We start from the raw sequence: 16,100 nt of genomic DNA on the forward strand, positions 1-16,100 counted from the left end.
GGGTGCCGGTTCTGCGGCTGCATGGGCTGATTCGCCCGCGGATTCAGTGGCGGATTCCATGGTGGCGATGGGGTCGCCCGTGCCGACCTGATCGCCAACCTTGACCAGCAGTTCGACAATCTTGCCGGATTTTGGCGCCGGGATCTCCATGGTGGCCTTGTCGGATTCCAGCGTGAGCATCGAGGTTTCGGCCTCGACGGTTTGCCCGGCTTCAATCAGCACTTCGATGATTTCGACTTTGCCGGACACGCCGATGTCGGGCAGTTTGATGGTTTCAAGTGATGCCATGTCGGTGTCCCTTGTGAGAATCTGTTTAGAGAAGCTCTGAATAATTCCATCCTGGAATTCTCAGAGAACGCAAAGCAAAAGGTGTGACTTTTGCCTTGCTTCATTTTCAACCACCTACGTGATTGAAAATGGCGGCACGTCCTTGTGCCGCACGGAACCTCTGATTTAATCAGAGGTTCCTTAGGACCGCCCCGATAGCGGTAATGATATGATCCTGCCATTGGTAATCAATTGTTGTTGAGGGAGTTGTCATGTCTAGTGATTCGGTGGCTAAACCGCGAAGTGCGGTGAAACACGTCGAGAGCGGGTTCGAACATTTCCTGTTTGCCAGCCGGTGGTTGATGGCACCGATTTATCTCGGCCTGGTCGTGGCGATGGGTGTCCTGCTGGTGAAGTTCGGCAAGGAGACCTGGCATTTGGTCTCCCATGCGACTTCAATGGACGAAGGACAGGTCATTGTCGGTGTGCTGACGCTGGTGGATGTGTCCCTGTTGATGAACCTGTTGATCATTATCATGTTTTCCGGTTATGAGAATTTCGTGTCCAAGATGGAAGATCTTCATGCGCATGCTGATCGGCCGGACTGGATGGGTTCGATCGGTTTCAGCGACCTCAAGATCAAGCTGATCGGTTCGATGGTGGCGATTTCGGGGATCGAGCTGCTCAAGGCGTTCATGAACGTGGATACATTGGCCGATCGCCACCTTGCCTGGTTGGTGGGAATCCATGTGACGTTCCTTTTCTCCGGTCTGGTTTTCGCCATCATGGAAAAATTGCAGAGCGGGGGGCACTGATTCTGTCAGCTGAGTTTTCAGCCATTCATCCGCCAATCTAGGAGATTGCCTGATGAATGTACCAGTCAACGACCCATTGGTGCTTCTGCAAAGCCTGGGCGTAGCCTTGGGGATTGGCTTGCTGATTGGGCTTGAGCGTGGTTGGCATGAACGTAGTGCCGAGGATGGGCGACGGGTTGCCGGTGTGCGTACGTTCGGCTTGATCGGCTTGACTGGTGGGCTGACGGGTATCTTGTCGGCTCATTTCGGCGTTTGGGTTCTCGTGGCCGTGGTGCTGGGCTTGTCGGCCATTCTGGTGACCAGCTATTGGGCCGCCAACCGGCAAGATAACGGGGTCGGGATCACGACTGAAGTCGCGAGTTTGCTCACCTTTATTCTGGGTGCTACGGCCGTAGCCGGTTATACCTACACCGCCGTGGTGTCTGCCGTGGTCATCACCATTCTCTTGGGTATGAAAGCGATTTTGCACCGCGGTCTGCTCAAGCTTTCCGAAGCCGAGCTGTTTGCGATCTTCAAGCTCCTGTTGATTGCGCTGGTCATTCTGCCGGTGCTGCCTAATGGCGATTTCGGGCCGTGGGGTGCGCTGAATCCCTTTGTTATCGGCTGGATGATTCTGTTGCTGGCCGGGTTGTCGTTTGTCGGTTACTTCGCCATGCGCATTCTGGGTTCGCAGCGGGGTTTGCTCCTGACCAGCGTGTTCGGTGGGCTCGTTTCTTCGACGGCATTGACCCTGGTGTTCTCCCGTCTGGCCCGCAGTGGTACCGGTGTGACGGCGGTTCTTGCCATCGGGATCGTGATTGCGTCTGTGACCTTGTTACCACGGGTGGTCATCGAGGTTGGCATCGTCAACCCGGCGTTGGCCTCCGATTTGATTCCCGTGCTGGGCGGGATGTTGTTGGTGGGGTTTGGTGGTGCCTTGTTGTGGTGGCGGTATGGTATCCGCCCGCAAAACAAAGGCATGGATGTGGAGCCTGTGCTGAAAAACCCGCTTGAACTGACGGCTGCTCTGCGTTTTGGATTGCTGCTGGTGTCGATCATGTTGTTTGCCCGTGCAATTCAGTACATGGCAGGGGATGCAGGGATTTATGCACTGGCTGCCATTTCCGGTTTGGCTGATGTAGATGCCTTGTCACTGTCTTTGGCCAAAATGGCTGCGGATGCTCAAGTGGCGCCCTCGGTGGCTACTGAGGCAATTGTCTTGGCGATTCTGGTAAACACGATGGTCAAGACCGCGCTGGCCTATGTGATTGGCGGCAAGGCATTGGGACTGAGCGTCGCCAGTGTGTTATTGCCCACTGTTGCCGTGGGCGGGGTGCTTGCTTTTTTTTTGCATTGATTGGTTGGGCACTTTGGTATCGGTGGGCGAATTTTCCCTTGAGTGTCGATGGTGACAAAAATCCACGCTGACCTGAAGTTGCTTCCAATAAAAAACCTGCCAATCGGCAGGTTTTTAACTTAAGCGGGATGTCGCTTATTTTTCGAGGCGGTTAATCCCGATGGCGCGCATCATGTACTTTTCGTACAGCGGTTCGGACGTGCCTTTCTTCATCTTGCGAATGAAGTATTTTTCGAAGGCGATTTTCGCCAGATGCACCCACTTACCGGCAGCAAACCAGTTAACGTTGCGCGGCGGGATTTGCGGCAGGGCGATGAAGGCCGCACCGCGGTCACCGAAGTCGGCCAGACAGATGGCCTGCCAGGTGCCCTTGGCATCGGGCTCGCCCTGACCGGTCAGTTCGGCTTTGATGTTATGTACGATCGCGGTGACCATGGACTCGATCATGTAGCCCGTTTTCGGCGCGCCAACAGGTACCGGGGTTTTTTCTACCGGAGGGATGGCGACGGCAACACCGGCTGAGAAAATGTTCTTGTATACCGTGTTACGCTGATATTCGTCGATTTTGACGAAGCCGCGCGGGTTACACATTTCTTCAACATTGGCCACGCAATCCACGCCTTTGAAGGCTGGCAGCATCATTGAGTGCTTGAATGGCAGCTCGTGCTTCTGGATGACTTCGCCATTGCGGTCGTATTCGTCCACGTACATCATGCCGTCTTCCACTTTCGTGGTTTTGGCATTGGTGATCCATTTGACGTCGTGCGCACGCAGTTCCGATTCCAACATCCCGTTGGAGTCGCCGACGCCGCCCAGACCCAGGTGCCCGATATACGGTTCCGGCGTGACGAATGTGATAGGCACTTTCTGGCGGATTTTCTTTTTACGCAGCGCGGTATCGAGTATGAACACATACTCGTAGGCCGGACCATAGCAGCTGGCACCGCCCGCTGCACCTACGATGACGGGGCCGGGGTTCTCGACAAGCTTCTTGTAATCTTCGTAGGCGTGTTCGGCGTGGTCTACGGTGCAGACGGATTGGGTAAACCCACCGTGCGGGCCGGTGCCTTCCACTTCGGAGAACATCAGTTTCGCGCCGGTAGTGATGATGAGGTAGTCGTAGGTAACGGTTTCACCGTTGGCGAGTTCGAGCCGATTTTCTGTTGGGACGATTTTATCGACGCGTTGGGAAATCAGGTCGATGCCCTTGCGCTCGAGGTAGGGTGCAAGTGGGAAGGTGATGTCATCGCGGTTGCGCCAGCCGACGGCAACCCAGGGGTTGGACGGAATGAATTGGAAGTAGGTATCGGCTGTCACGACGGTGACTTTGTGCTCTTTCCCCAGCTCTTGACGCACTTCATATGCGGCGGGCATGCCGCCAATCCCTGCGCCAAGAATAACAATGTGTGCCATGGTGCTAACTCCTGTGGTGGTGTCTTGGGTGTATTGCCAAGACCAAACAGATAATTTCTCCGGTATCGCGGTGGCTATTGGTCGGGCAATGGGGTCTCCATCAGGTGTCCAGCATATTTTTTGTGTATTTGTCTTATGCGCATAGCCAACCAAACGATAGTCGATTCTTGCGCGATTGCCAGGTGTTGGCAAGAAAATTAGGGTCAATTTTTCAATACAATGAGAGTGTGTATTCTTAATATATTGTTTTATTAGAGTTTTTTATTTTTTGTCGTTTATTAAAAAAAAATTAACCGCGCCAATTTGCCAGATCGGAATGGGCGATCATGAACAGGGCCGCTTCCTGATTGTGCATCTCGATCCATGAAAGCCGGTGCTGTGGCCAGATTTGGTCAATCAGCCGCCGGCCATTGCCAACTTCGACAAAAAGATAACCCTCTGGCGAGAGGTGTTCGCGCGCTGTATCGAGCATGCGCTCGATGAGGGCCAGGCCTTGATTCGGCGCATACAGTGCCATGGCCGGTTCGTGGTGATATTCCTGTGGCATGTCTTCGGCTTCCGCCGGATCGACATAGGGCGGGTTGCTGATAATCAGATCAAAGCGCAGCGGGGCGCCGGTTTCATCCTTCAGGTTATCCAGAAGATCCGATTGATACAGCTCGATACGGTCTTCGAATTGGTAGTCCCGCACGTTTCTGGCGGCGACACTGAGCGCGTCCATGGAAATGTCGCTGGCACCGATCTCGGCTTCGGGAAAGTGCTGAGCCAGCGCGATGGCCAGACAACCTGAACCGGTACCGATATCCAGAATCGATGTAGGTGGCGTGTCTGTGCCATACCAGGGTTCAAAATGCTGCGCGATCAATTCGGCAAATGGCGATCGGGGAATCAGTACCCGTTCGTCCACATAATAAGGTTGCCCCATGAACCAGGCGCGATTGAGCAGATAGGCGGTCGGGATGTGTTCGAGGCAGCGTCGGCGGATCAGGCCCGTGACAAAGGTTATTTCTCCGGGGGTGAGCTTGGCCGACCAATGGGCCGCATCCAGATCAAGCGGGAGATGCAGGCTGTCGAGCACGAGCCAGGCGGCTTCATCCCAGTAATGCTGGGTACCATGCCCGAGGAACACCTGTTGTTCATCCATCCGGCTGCTGGCCCAGCGAATCAGATCGAGAATGGTGACCAGTTGTCGCGTGTCCTCAATCAGGGGGTAGAGTGGATCGGTTTGGGCGTGACGCCCGGCAGGTTCCGAATGTGTGGATGCAGTCATATTTTGCGCTTTGTCGGCCAGTCAAATATAGGTTGGTCCATTGTGGCAGAACAGGCGGTATCATGTCCCTCATTCCCTAACAATGTGATCGATGATGACAGACCCTAACGCCACACCTGATGAAAACAAACCGGTTTCGCCTACCTTTGCCCAAAGTCTGTGGACGCTGGTGCAATATCTGCTGCCGCATCACCTGATCTCGCGCCTGGTCTTTCGCGCAACACGCTGGCGTACGCCGTTCACTACGGGTGTCATTCGTTGGTTCGTGCGTCGTTTCGGTGTGGATCTGAGCGAGGCCGTTGAGTCCGATCCCGCGGCCTACGCTACATTCAACCAGTTCTTCACCCGGGCACTGAAGCCGGACATCCGCCCCATGCCGGATGACGCCAATGTATGGGTAAGCCCCTGCGACGGCCGCGTGAGCCAGTTAGGTGCGATCCAGTCCGGCAATCTTTTGCAGGCTAAGGGTCGGGATTACACCGTGCAGAGTTTGCTGGGTGGAGATGCGGCGATGGCACACCGATTTGAGCAGGGGCAGTTCGCGACGATCTATCTTTCGCCCCGCGATTACCATCGCATTCACATGCCTTGCGATGGCGAGTTGCGGGAAATGATTCACGTGCCGGGACGGTTATTCAGTGTCTCGCCCGTCACTGTTCAGCAGGTGCCGGAAATTTTCGCGCGCAATGAGCGGTTGGTTTGTCTGTTCGATACCGCCCACGGTCCAATGGCGCTGGTGCTGGTCGGGGCGATCAATGTGGCGGCGATCGAAACCATCTGGGCGGGCATTGTGACGCCACCGGCCGGAGTTGAAGTCACCCGCTGGCTCTACAGTGGCGATACCGGGATGAACATCCGATTGTCGCGTGGGCAGGAGATGGGGCGCTTCAATATGGGCTCGACCGTTGTCCTGCTTTTGCCGGAGGGGTTGACGCTGGATTCGCAGTGGCATCCGCTGTCTGCTATTCAACTCGGAGAAATTTTGGCACGTCCAAAAGCACAGTGATCTTGAATACTTTGCCCTGGAACGGGTTGTATACGGAGCGGTCATCTCCAGAGTTTTTTGTTCGCGCGGCTAAAATGTTTTTATTTTCAACTGGTTCCATTATATCCACACAGGGAAAAGGATAGGATCGCCATGACGCAGCCAATGGACTTGCATGGTCTACTTGATCAGCTTTTGCTGCGAGAATCCCTCGATGCCGTCCGACGGTTAGGCGATGCGTTCGCGGATATCTGCTGGCAGGACCTGAGCGAAACAGAGATCAGCGCCATTGTGGTGGACTTCCTACCCTTTTTGACGCGTCTAGCAGGCCGGATTCGAGCCGATTTGCGCCAGTCTCCTTTGCCCTTGAGCGACAAGGGGCGTTTGCGTATTGACGCATTGCTTCGCGTGTACCGCTGTGCGCAACTGATGCTGAACCTTAAATTGAACTCGCTTAGTGAGCGTGTCGATCATGATTCCGGTCGCGAATATCTTGTTCGTACGCATCAGGATCGTGTCGATTGGGCGATCCGCACCGTCATGGATTGCTATCTTTCTTACGTGGATGTACCTAAATCACTATATGTTGATTTGCACCAGGTGGTCGAACTGGCGCGTAGCGAATTGCAGGAAGTGCAGCCTGTGGGGTGGCAGTCGATTTATCAGCATTACGTGGCCATTTTGACCCTCGCCGTCGTCAACCCCTATGGGCTGACCCGGGAAGAAATGGAAGATAGTTATTCCTGCCTGGTTCAGGTCGGCGGCGCGATTGAATTGGTACGCGATAAACCGACGCCGACCAGTCGGTTCATCGATCTGACTGGAAAGATCATGCCTCATCTGGCATTGACGACCCGAGGTGGCCTGACTGAATCGGGTGTTTTCCTTGACTTGGGAGGTTTGTATCACCCTGAAACGACGGCAGGTTTATCCCTTGTTTGCCGGTCACAGCTTTACCATCTACTCGATCATCTGAAGTTCTTCTTCGTCGGTCGTGGCGAGCGTGAAGGTCAGTCGACTCTACTGGGGCAACGCAAACAGCAAACCAGCCTGATTACCTTGGGTTTTTTGAGCGTGCATCATCGTCTGGAGCGTTTGAGCCAGAAAAAAGGCCACCATGAAAGTACCATCGCTTTGGCAGGGTTAGATTGGGAAGGCTTGGAACAACCGATTCGTGGGAAAGTGGCGCCGATCAGTGGCGTGGCTGATTTCAAAGTGGATATTCAAACCCCAAACTTGGGGGAGGAGGTAGACTGGTATGCGGGTGTCGGTGCCCGGCATGACGGTATTAAGCATCACCAGTCCCTAAACGAGCCAAGTACGTGGGACGTGGTTAATTTTTCAGCCAGTGGATTTCGATTCCACTGGCGGTTGTCCTCCAATAGTCATGCTGCGGTTGACGACTTATTGTTGGCGGAGTGGCCCGAACAGGATAAAGCGGGGTCAGCGATGACCATCGGGATCGTGCGTTGGGTGCGCCATATGGACGCAGAGCACAAAACCATTGATATGGGCGTACAACGTTTTTCTGGTACCTTGTTTGCCAGTTATGCACGTGTTTACCAGACGGGAGACACGCGTTGGAGCAAGCGTTGGCCTGTTATTGTTCAGTTGGATCAGCGGGCAGTCCCGGTACGGATTATTCTCGCGACTGCGCTTGCAGTCGAAGCACAGGAACTTTTGGTCATGCAGGAAGAAACGGAAATGCGATTGGCTCTGGGCTCGGTTTGCCAGACAGGGCAGGGTTTTTTGATGATGGAGGCGCAACGTGTTGATGCGTGAGGTAGCCAAACAGCGGGCTTTTGCAATACTTTACCTTTCAAATGAAATCAATGATGCGGTGACATTGCGCAGCCAGCTTCGCAACCACGGTTTTGCGGCCAATGTATTCCACGCGACTTCCTTCGAGGAGGCCCGGGCTCAGGCAGAAAAGAATGCAATGGATGTCGTATTGGTCGACTTCGGTAGCCACTCGGGCAGCTTGCTCGACACCATGTTGGAAGAAAACCACCGCCCGATTTTTGATCGACTGCCTAAACTCGTGATCGCCGATGTAGACGACGATGACCAGGTGTTACCGTTGTATGAGTTGGGTGCCACGGCAGTTGTGACGCATGAGTCGCGACTGATACCTGTGCTGGTTCGAGAGGTAGCTGCATCCATAACCGAGCAGGAAAGGACACTTTTTCAGAAAAAGCTGGCCAGTGCCGAATCGCGTTGCCAGAAACTGATCGATGGCTCCAACGAGGCGGTGGCCTACATTCAGGATGGTCTGCATATTTACGCCAACCAGGCTTATCTTGGTCTGATGGGATTTAACTCGCTTGAAGATTTGATCGACGAGCCACTACTGGATCGGGCCGTGGGCGATTGCGCTGCACGCCTCAAGTCTTTTCTCAAGGAAGATGAAGCCAGTGACGAGTTTGAATTGGAGACTGAGGGTGGAAATCGAATCAAGGTCACCATCACCTCATCGAAGGCGACCTTCGATGGCGAGGCCTGTTTGCAATTGTTTGTCGCCCCAAAACAGCAGAACCCGGCCGAAATCGAAGAGCAACTCGAATTCCTGTCTCGGCGCGATTTGCTGACGGGGCTGTACAACCGCAATTACTTCTTCGATCAGTTGCATGAGCGTCTTGATCTGATTCGGCAGAACGAAAACGAACAGGGTGTGCTGATGATGTTGGACATCACCAATAGCGAAGCCCTGAAGAGGATGATTGGAACCACCGGCATGGATAGTTTGCTGACCGAATACGGCAAGGAAGTGGAGGCGCTGGTTGGTGGCAAAGGGCTGGTGGCCCGCCACGGGGCATACTCGTTCCTGGTTCTGTTGGGTAAAACCGATTTATCTCATGCCGGGCAGGTAGTGGACAGTCTCTTGGGTTATACCAAGGACTATATTTTCACCAAGGGAAGGACGTCGGTTAGCGTCAATATCTCCATTGGGTACACGTTGCTGGATATCAACTCTCCTGCGAACGTTATGGAATTGGTCGATCGCGCTGAACGGGCAACCAACAAGGCATCGGAACGGGGTGTCAATCTGACCGAGTTCTACAAGCCTGATCTCAAAACGGCCAGTGACGCGGAGCAAGAAGAAATATGGGCTCGTCGAATCAAGGATGCGCTCAAGGAAAATCGCTTCTTTTTGGTGTTCCAGCCTATTGTCTCGTTACAGGGGCACCGCGATCTCAATCGGTTCGAGGTGTTCCTGCGGATGATTGATGAGCAGGGCAATCCGCTCAAACCGATGGAATTTCTCGGCAAGGCGGAGCGAGGCGATCTCATGGAGTCGATCGACCGCTGGGTCATTCTGAGTGCGATCAAGGAAGTCAATGCCGGATTGAAACGTGGCGAGAACATCAAGCTGTATTTGCGCATCAGTGAGCAATCGCTTCGGGATGAAGAATTCGCGCAGTGGTTGATAAATCGTCTGGCCAGTGTTCGTCTTCCCGACGTGCTTCTGGTCATCCAGGTTCGTGCCGATACGGCGGGTTATCTGCTCAAGCATCTCGAAAACCTGCGTGAGACCATTGCGCCGCTCGGCTGCGGCCTGCTGATTGACGGCTTCGGCGAGGGGGCAGACTCCTTCCGCCTGCTCGACCACCTCAATACCAAAGAGATCAAAGTTTCTCGTGCATTGCTGGAAAACTTCAGTCAAGAAGCGACTAATCAGGCAGCGGTATCGAAATTGCTAAATGAGGCCAAAGCGCGTGATGTCTCCGTGATCTTGCCCAATATCGAAGATCCGGCCACTTTGCAGTTGATCTGGCCGATGGGTGTGGATCTGGTGCAGGGTGATTTTATTCAGAGCCCGCGCAAGGGGCTTGAATTTGACTTTTCCCAGTTCTGATCAGGCGGGGATGGAATGAGTTCAGAATCATTGTCTGCCGGAGATTGGGACTGGATTGTCATCGACCAACTCGAATTCGATGCGATCATTGGCATCTACCCGCATGAACGCGAGCAGGTGCAACCACTGAGAATGGACATTCGGCTGGGCGTGGCACCCATCCACGCAGTTGCTAAAAGAGACGACATTTCGACCACTGTTGATTATCAGCGTGTTTGTGAAACCGTGATGGCATTGGTGCAGGCAGGCGCGTTCAATCTGGTCGAGACACTTGCACAGCGGTGTGTCGACGCCCTGTTTGCGGCATTTCCAATTCAGGCGATTCAATTATCGGTCAGCAAGCCATTGGCCCTGCCGTACACGCGGGGCGTCGGTGTCGAGATCTTCCGTCGCCGCCCGGTTGTCGCATTTGAGCCTCAATAAATCTACCGACTCGATTCAAAGCGATGATGTCTGAGCCCGATTTCTCTCTGCCCGTTCCTTCGTCCGAAGACCAGATCAAGAGCATGACATTGATCGATCACCTGCGGCGCAGGATGGTCGATGGGCAGTTATCCTTTTCGGACTATATGGCCGAGGTGTTGTATCACCCCGATTTGGGCTATTACGGCAGCGCTCAGGTGCAATTCGGCGCCGGTGGCGATTTTGTCACAGCGCCCGAGCGCTCGCCTTTTTTCGCGGCAGGCCTCGTGTACGAATGGCAACAGATCCAGCGCGATTACCCGGTGCGGCAGGTCTTTGAACTGGGTGCGGGTTCCGGCCAACTGGCCTTGGATTTCCTGCGTGCGTGTGAAACACGCGATTGTTTGCCCGATCAATATCTGATCTGGGAAATCAGCCCCGAACTGCGCAAACGGCAACAGTCGCGCCTCAAGGATGAGCTCAAACCCGAGCTATGGGCGCGCCTCGCCTGGGTGGAAGATAGGGATGCAAAAGACTTGGCGGACATCTGGGCCGGGGGCATGGTGATCGCCAATGAAGTCGTCGATGCCATGCCGGCCTGCCGATTCCGCTGGTGTCCCGGGCAGATCGATACGATCGAAGAACTGAAAGTCGGTTGGGTTGGCGAGCGATTCGGCTGGGTTGTCGATACGGCCTCACCCGAGTTGCGAGCCGCTCTGGCCGATTGTGCCGGGCTGTGGCCGCTGGACGATTTGGCGCCTGAACCGGTGGCGGCGGAAATCAATCTCGACTTGCCGCGGTGGTTGGCATCCATTCGTACACTGTTTGATCGCCCGAAAGCGGTAAGCATTCTCTATCTTTTCGATTACGGTGGATCTACTGCCGAAGTCTACCGTCCGGATCGCGTGGACGGCACCCTGCGTTGCCATTACCGCCATCGTGCGCACGATGATCCGTTCGTCTATCCCGGCTTGCAGGACATCACCACCTGGGTCGATTTTGAACGGCTTGCCCGTTTGGCACGGGAAGCGGGATTTGTCGTCGATGGTGAACGCAGCCAGGCAGCGTGGCTGCTGGGCACCGATGTACCGGACATGTTTTCCCGGCGGATGCAGGCCGCGACGGATCGGTCGGTCAGCGCACGCATTGCCCAGGGCTTCAAGGAACTCGTCATGCCCACCGAAATGGGTGAGCGGTTTCGCGTGCTGCGTTTACGAACGCCCGAGCCTTCATCACGGTGATCGTCGGGTTTATTTCGGGTTGATTATTTCAGGTTGATTTAAGGGGGCGCACGTGCCCACTGTTGTCTGTTGGCCTATCATGTCGGGCAACGTGTTTCGTTGTTGTCCCGCGATTGCGTCGGTGAACCACAGATTTTTCCGTTTATTGAGTCAATGTTCCTATGAACCTGTTCGATACCCATTGCCACCTCGACAAGCTCGATTTGACGCCATTTGACAATTCGTTCGATCAATTCATGATCGCCGCGTTCGAAGCCGGTGTGCGCCGCATGTTGTGCGTGGCGATTCATCCTGACCGCTGGGCGGATATGGCAGAGTTGGTCGCACCGTATGCGCACTCAGGCGAGGATCGTCCGCAAGTCTGGATTTCGTTCGGCATCCACCCTACCGAAGACCCCGACTATGCCCTTGAAGCCGAGGCAATCGTGTCGCATGTGCGCGCGAGTCCCTATTGCGAGCAGATCGTGGCCATCGGCGAGACCGGTCTCGACTACTTTCGCAGCGGCGAGGCCGAACGTTGGCAGCATGAGCGGTTCAGAGCGCACATTGCGGCGGCGCTTGAACTGAAAAAACCGGTCATCATCCACACGCGGGCGGCGGCCAAGGACACCATCGACGTGCTGCGGTCGGAAAACGCCCGTGATTGCGGTGGGGTAATGCACTGTTTCGTCGAAGACTGGGATACGGCGAAAAAGGCACTGGATCTCGGGTTCTATATTTCATTTTCCGGCATTCTCACCTACAAATCGGCTGCCGATCTGCGGGAAACGGCCAAGAAAGTCCCCCAAGACCGGATACTGATCGAAACCGATGCGCCTTATCTCGCACCCGTGCCGCATCGCGGCAAGCCCAATACACCGATCTACGTCACGCACACCGCCCAAACGCTGGCAGATGTACGGGGTGAAACGCTTTCGGCCGTGGCCGAATACACCGACGCGAATACCCGGCGTTGGTTGAATCTGCTCTGATGGATCTGGCTATTCTTTATGACTGAGTTTGAACTCATCGCGCGCTACTTTTCCCGCCCGTGTACGGATGCAGCGGTGGTGTTGGGTGTGGGTGACGACTGCGCCGCATTGCGGGTGCCTGAAGGGGAGCGTTTGCTGGTCAGTACCGACCTGCTGGTAGACGGTCGGCATTTCCCCGAATCGACGGACGCCTTCGATGTGGGCTATAAGGCCATGGCGGTAAATCTTTCCGATCTGGCCGCGATGGGCGCGCGGCCTTTGGGTGTGACGCTGGGGTTGGCTTTGCCAACGATCGAACCGGAATGGCTGAAACAGTTTGCCCAGGGGTTCTATGCCTTGGCCGAGCACTATGGGATTTGCCTGGTTGGTGGCGATACGGTCAAGAGCCCGGTTCGTACACTGGCGGTTACAATCATGGGCAGCGCCCGACCGGATCGAATGCTCACGCGCTCGGGCGCACGCCCCGGTGACCTGATTGCCGTCACCGGGACGATCGGCGATGCGGGTCTGGGCTTGCGTTCAATTCAGCATCCCGAATCCATGCCCTCATCCTTGAATCCTGAGGAAATCGACTTTTTGCAGATGCGCCTGAATCGCCCCAAGCCACGTGTCGATGAGGGAAGGCGGCTTGCCGAGGTGGCCCATGCCGCCATCGATATCTCCGATGGTTTGTTGCAGGATCTGGGGCATATTTTACGCGCCAGTCATGTGGGCGCTGTTGTTGAGACCGATTGCCTGCCCATTTCACCCGCCGCCCGCGCGTGGTTTGCCGCCGACCCGACACAACGCGATCTGCCTTTGACGGCGGGAGATGACTACGAATTGCTGTTTACACTTCCGCCCGAACAATGGAGCACACTGGGTATTTCCGCCACGGTGATCGGGCGAATCACCGAAGATAAGCGCCTTCGTGTACTGGATGCCGAGCGGCATGACATGCCAGTACACGTGCATGGGTTCGATCACTTTGCGCCGGTAGATTTGGATTAAGTCATGAGTTCACATAAGAAAAATCCGCCGATTCCTCATCTTGCCCATCGCGTGTGGCGCGATCCTGTACTGTGGCTTGCCTTCGGGTTCGGCAGCGGCTTGGCGCCAAAGGCACCGGGTACGTTCGGGACATTGCCGGGTGTCGCCCTGGCATGGCTCATCGGCATGCTTGCTGCCAGTCTGGCCGTGCCAGCGGGATATCTGACGGCAGCCGTTGTCTTTCTGCTCACACCCATCGGTGTGTTTCTTTGCGGCAGAGCCAGTGAAAAGCTCGGTGTGCATGATCATGGCGGCATCGTGTTCGATGAGATTGTCGGTGTGTTGATCCCGTTCATGCTGATTCCGGTCACACCGCTCAACCTGCTTTGGGGTTTTCTCGCTTTTCGCGTGTTCGATGTACTCAAACCCTGGCCAATCAACTGGCTTGATCGCCACGTGTCCGGTGGTCTGGGCATCATGGTCGATGACCTGTTGGCCGGGGTATTTGCTCTGGCGGCTCTGTTGATTTTGTCCGGAATTTTCCCTGCTGCCTTTGTTTAACATCTCGTTTTAACTTCTCGGGCGCGAAACTTTTTGTTTGTCGTTGTGGCCTAATGTTCCCAATCTTGAAAAAGGATCGTGACTATGAACATGAATCGTTTGCATTTCTTGGTTATTGCAGGTGCTTTGATCTGCGCCCCGATGGTTTGGGCTGCGGCGCCGACTGCCTCGGAAGAACCCACAATCAAGTCGCTGACGCCAGCTGAAGTCGCATCGGGTGCTTTGACGCCGCAGGTTCAGGGTGGCGTGCATTTTGTTTCTGGCGGAATCGGTATCGAAGAGCGCGCATGGTTGGCGGCCCATGCACGTGAATTCAATACCCATTTGACCTTTGCGGTTGTGCCGGGAGGTGAATTCGTCGCCGATGTCCCTGTGCGGATCAGTGACGCAAAGGGCACGCCAATCCTTGAGGCGAAGTCAGACGGGCCGCAGATGTTTGTTCAGCTACCGGTAGGTCATTATCAGGTCGAAGCGACCCATGATGGGCAGATGATCTCGCGTTCTTTTGCCATTACAGGGAAGCGATCTGAGCGAATCACGATCGGTTTTAAGCGATAATCAAGAATGAGTGAAGGATTGCTGGATGCCTCGCCTTGCGAGCGAAGGGCAGGCATAAAAAACCGGGCAATAGGTGCCCGGCTTCCAGTTTTACCCGCAGTTATGCAGATATTTTAAGTCTGATTACGGCTGGTACGGACCTGGGTTAGGCTGACTCTTCCATTCCTTGGCTGCAATGGGTTGCAGGCTGGCAACGTAATCGGCGTACTTGATCGCGCCTTCAAAATCGCCCTTTGCCGCCAGTTCATCACCATGCTTCATGACAGGGTCTTTCGCACGGGAATTCCAGGCGGCAACGCCTTCGGCTTCAACTTTCTTGATTTCCGCCATGGCTGTTGCCTTGGCTTTTTCGTAGTCGGCCATGCTGGCAGCATTGGCGGCACTGATGCCGACTAAGAGGGCAGCTGCAGTCACTGCGGTGGCTATTTTCTGAGCTTTTTTCATTCTAGATTTCTCCTGGTGGATGCCTTTGGTGCCCTTATCGGTGCAAAGGGAATGTCTGCACAAATGCAGACATTCCCGTGCAGGGTATGGATGCCCTGCCGCTCAATGACGTGAGTCATTGAAATGCCGGAGCTCAGGCCGGACGTGAACGCGCGGCTGGCGCAAGCCCACCGGCCTGAGCGCATCTGCACGAAGCTACGGATGGATTCGTGCAGAGGTTCCATATGGGACTTTAGCTTAGAGTTACTGCTCTGGCTACTATCTCAGCGGGTTTGAGTTTACCCGCTAACCATCCATCCCTATAATTGGCAAAATTTTCATTACCGTAAGAGAACTTTATGATGCGTATAGTCGATGAAGGCCTGACCTTCGATGATGTTCTGCTCGTCCCCGCGCATTCCACTGTTTTGCCGCGAGAAGTCTCACTCAAAGCCCAACTGACACGCAATGTCTGGCTGAACGTGCCGCTTGTGTCGGCAGCCATGGATACCGTGACCGAAGCGCGTCTGGCGATTGCGCTGGCGCAGGAAGGCGGCATCGGCATTATTCACAAGAACATGCCAATCGCGATGCAGGCCGATCACGTGCGACAAGTGAAAAAGTACGAATCCGGCGTCATCAAGGATCCCATTACGGTTCCGCCGGATATGAGTATTCGTGACGTCCTTAAAATTACGCGCGATCACAGCATCAGTGGCGTACCGGTCGTGGACGGCCGGGATCTGGTTGGCATCGTCACCAGCCGCGATCTTCGTTTCGAGCGTAATCTGGATCAGCCGGTCAGCAAGATCATGACCCAGCAGGACAGCCTGGTGACGGTCAAGGAAGGTGCCAGCCGCGAGGAAGTTCAGGCCTTGCTGCACAAGTTCCGCATCGAAAAAGTGCTGGTTGTGAACGACCGCTTCGAATTGCGTGGCATGATTACCGTCAAGGACATACAGAAATCGACCGATTACCCTAATGCGTCCAAGGACTCCCAGGGGCGTCTGCTCGCAGGTGCCGCTGTCGGTAC

Annotated in this window: 16 protein-coding genes; 12 read left to right on the forward strand and 4 right to left on the reverse strand. The window is 55.0% G+C overall.

Annotation, left to right across the window (positions count from 1 at the left end):
* Positions 1 to 288 (reverse strand): biotin/lipoyl-containing protein (locus M7R55_RS08925; protein WP_298220069.1); only part of this gene is annotated, 288 nt, incomplete at its 3' end.
* Positions 289 to 539: 251 nt separating this feature from the next.
* Between M7R55_RS08925 and M7R55_RS08930 the strand changes: the two genes are divergently transcribed.
* Together M7R55_RS08930 and M7R55_RS08935 are read left to right on the forward strand one after the other, a co-directional pair.
* Entirely contained in the window at positions 540 to 1,082 is a 543-nt protein-coding gene (locus M7R55_RS08930; RefSeq protein ID WP_298220070.1) for a TIGR00645 family protein, read from the forward strand.
* Positions 1,083 to 1,134: 52 nt separating this feature from the next.
* Positions 1,135 to 2,418 (forward strand): MgtC/SapB family protein, encoded by a 1,284-nt coding sequence (locus M7R55_RS08935; RefSeq protein ID WP_298220071.1) that lies wholly within the window; start codon positions 1,135 to 1,137, stop codon positions 2,416 to 2,418.
* 135 nt (positions 2,419 to 2,553) lie between these two features.
* Here M7R55_RS08935 and M7R55_RS08940 read toward each other — a convergent pair whose 3' ends face one another.
* Positions 2,554 to 3,831 (reverse strand): FAD/NAD(P)-binding oxidoreductase, encoded by a 1,278-nt coding sequence (locus M7R55_RS08940; RefSeq protein ID WP_298220072.1) that lies wholly within the window; start codon positions 3,829 to 3,831, stop codon positions 2,554 to 2,556.
* Positions 3,832 to 4,120: 289 nt separating this feature from the next.
* Positions 4,121 to 5,101: a 50S ribosomal protein L3 N(5)-glutamine methyltransferase gene (gene prmB / locus M7R55_RS08945; RefSeq protein WP_298220073.1), complete on the reverse strand. Its 981-nt coding sequence runs from the start codon at positions 5,099 to 5,101 to the stop codon at positions 4,121 to 4,123.
* Positions 5,102 to 5,192: 91 nt separating this feature from the next.
* Between prmB and asd the strand changes: the two genes are divergently transcribed.
* From asd to M7R55_RS08990, 9 genes are all read left to right on the forward strand, one after another.
* Positions 5,193 to 6,107 (forward strand): archaetidylserine decarboxylase, encoded by a 915-nt coding sequence (gene asd / locus M7R55_RS08950; RefSeq protein ID WP_298220074.1) that lies wholly within the window; start codon positions 5,193 to 5,195, stop codon positions 6,105 to 6,107.
* A 132-nt stretch (positions 6,108 to 6,239) separates the two neighbouring features.
* Positions 6,240 to 7,868: a hypothetical protein gene (locus M7R55_RS08955; RefSeq protein WP_298220076.1), complete on the forward strand. Its 1,629-nt coding sequence runs from the start codon at positions 6,240 to 6,242 to the stop codon at positions 7,866 to 7,868.
* On the forward strand, positions 7,861 to 9,942 hold the full coding sequence (locus M7R55_RS08960; RefSeq protein ID WP_298220085.1) for an EAL domain-containing protein: 2,082 nt from the start codon (positions 7,861 to 7,863) through the stop codon (positions 9,940 to 9,942). Before M7R55_RS08955 ends, M7R55_RS08960 begins: the two co-directional genes overlap by 8 nt.
* A gap of 15 nt (positions 9,943 to 9,957) precedes the next feature.
* A complete protein-coding gene (folB, locus tag M7R55_RS08965) occupies positions 9,958 to 10,365 on the forward strand; it encodes a dihydroneopterin aldolase (RefSeq protein ID WP_298220077.1) in 408 nt (135 codons plus the stop codon).
* 23 nt (positions 10,366 to 10,388) lie between these two features.
* On the forward strand, positions 10,389 to 11,585 hold the full coding sequence (locus M7R55_RS08970; RefSeq protein WP_298220078.1) for an SAM-dependent methyltransferase: 1,197 nt from the start codon (positions 10,389 to 10,391) through the stop codon (positions 11,583 to 11,585).
* A gap of 161 nt (positions 11,586 to 11,746) precedes the next feature.
* Positions 11,747 to 12,556: a TatD family hydrolase gene (locus tag M7R55_RS08975; RefSeq protein WP_298220079.1), complete on the forward strand. Its 810-nt coding sequence runs from the start codon at positions 11,747 to 11,749 to the stop codon at positions 12,554 to 12,556.
* An 18-nt stretch (positions 12,557 to 12,574) separates the two neighbouring features.
* Positions 12,575 to 13,546 (forward strand): thiamine-phosphate kinase, encoded by a 972-nt coding sequence (gene thiL, locus M7R55_RS08980; protein ID WP_298220080.1) that lies wholly within the window; start codon positions 12,575 to 12,577, stop codon positions 13,544 to 13,546.
* 3 nt (positions 13,547 to 13,549) lie between these two features.
* The gene (locus tag M7R55_RS08985; RefSeq protein ID WP_298220081.1) at positions 13,550 to 14,086 is read left to right on the forward strand and encodes a phosphatidylglycerophosphatase A; all 537 of its coding nucleotides are present in this window, start codon (positions 13,550 to 13,552) and stop codon (positions 14,084 to 14,086) included.
* 84 nt (positions 14,087 to 14,170) lie between these two features.
* Entirely contained in the window at positions 14,171 to 14,644 is a 474-nt protein-coding gene (locus M7R55_RS08990; protein WP_298220082.1) for a hypothetical protein, read from the forward strand.
* A gap of 123 nt (positions 14,645 to 14,767) precedes the next feature.
* Here the strand turns inward: M7R55_RS08990 and M7R55_RS08995 are convergent, their stop codons facing one another.
* A complete protein-coding gene (locus tag M7R55_RS08995) occupies positions 14,768 to 15,088 on the reverse strand; it encodes a hypothetical protein (protein ID WP_298220083.1) in 321 nt (106 codons plus the stop codon).
* A 341-nt stretch (positions 15,089 to 15,429) separates the two neighbouring features.
* Here M7R55_RS08995 and M7R55_RS09000 point away from each other — a divergent pair.
* Positions 15,430 to 16,100, forward strand: a 671-nt coding sequence (locus M7R55_RS09000) for an IMP dehydrogenase (protein ID WP_298220084.1), incomplete at its 3' end; no start/stop codon positions are given.

Source organism: Halothiobacillus sp. (genome assembly GCF_027346185.1).
GTDB lineage: Bacteria > Pseudomonadota > Gammaproteobacteria > Halothiobacillales > Halothiobacillaceae > Halothiobacillus.

Coding starts and splice junctions, on each gene's coding strand:
- M7R55_RS08930 (WP_298220070.1), top strand. CDS start 540: ATGTCTAGTGATTCGGTGGCTAAACCGCGAAGTGCGGTGAAACACGTC.
- M7R55_RS08935 (WP_298220071.1), top strand. CDS start 1,135: ATGAATGTACCAGTCAACGACCCATTGGTGCTTCTGCAAAGCCTGGGC.
- M7R55_RS08940 (WP_298220072.1), bottom strand. CDS start 3,831: ATGGCACACATTGTTATTCTTGGCGCAGGGATTGGCGGCATGCCCGCC.
- prmB (WP_298220073.1), bottom strand. CDS start 5,101: ATGACTGCATCCACACATTCGGAACCTGCCGGGCGTCACGCCCAAACC.
- asd (WP_298220074.1), top strand. CDS start 5,193: ATGATGACAGACCCTAACGCCACACCTGATGAAAACAAACCGGTTTCG.
- M7R55_RS08955 (WP_298220076.1), top strand. CDS start 6,240: ATGACGCAGCCAATGGACTTGCATGGTCTACTTGATCAGCTTTTGCTG.
- M7R55_RS08960 (WP_298220085.1), top strand. CDS start 7,861: ATGCGTGAGGTAGCCAAACAGCGGGCTTTTGCAATACTTTACCTTTCA.
- folB (WP_298220077.1), top strand. CDS start 9,958: ATGAGTTCAGAATCATTGTCTGCCGGAGATTGGGACTGGATTGTCATC.
- M7R55_RS08970 (WP_298220078.1), top strand. CDS start 10,389: ATGATGTCTGAGCCCGATTTCTCTCTGCCCGTTCCTTCGTCCGAAGAC.
- M7R55_RS08975 (WP_298220079.1), top strand. CDS start 11,747: ATGAACCTGTTCGATACCCATTGCCACCTCGACAAGCTCGATTTGACG.
- thiL (WP_298220080.1), top strand. CDS start 12,575: ATGACTGAGTTTGAACTCATCGCGCGCTACTTTTCCCGCCCGTGTACG.
- M7R55_RS08985 (WP_298220081.1), top strand. CDS start 13,550: ATGAGTTCACATAAGAAAAATCCGCCGATTCCTCATCTTGCCCATCGC.
- M7R55_RS08990 (WP_298220082.1), top strand. CDS start 14,171: ATGAACATGAATCGTTTGCATTTCTTGGTTATTGCAGGTGCTTTGATC.
- M7R55_RS08995 (WP_298220083.1), bottom strand. CDS start 15,088: ATGAAAAAAGCTCAGAAAATAGCCACCGCAGTGACTGCAGCTGCCCTC.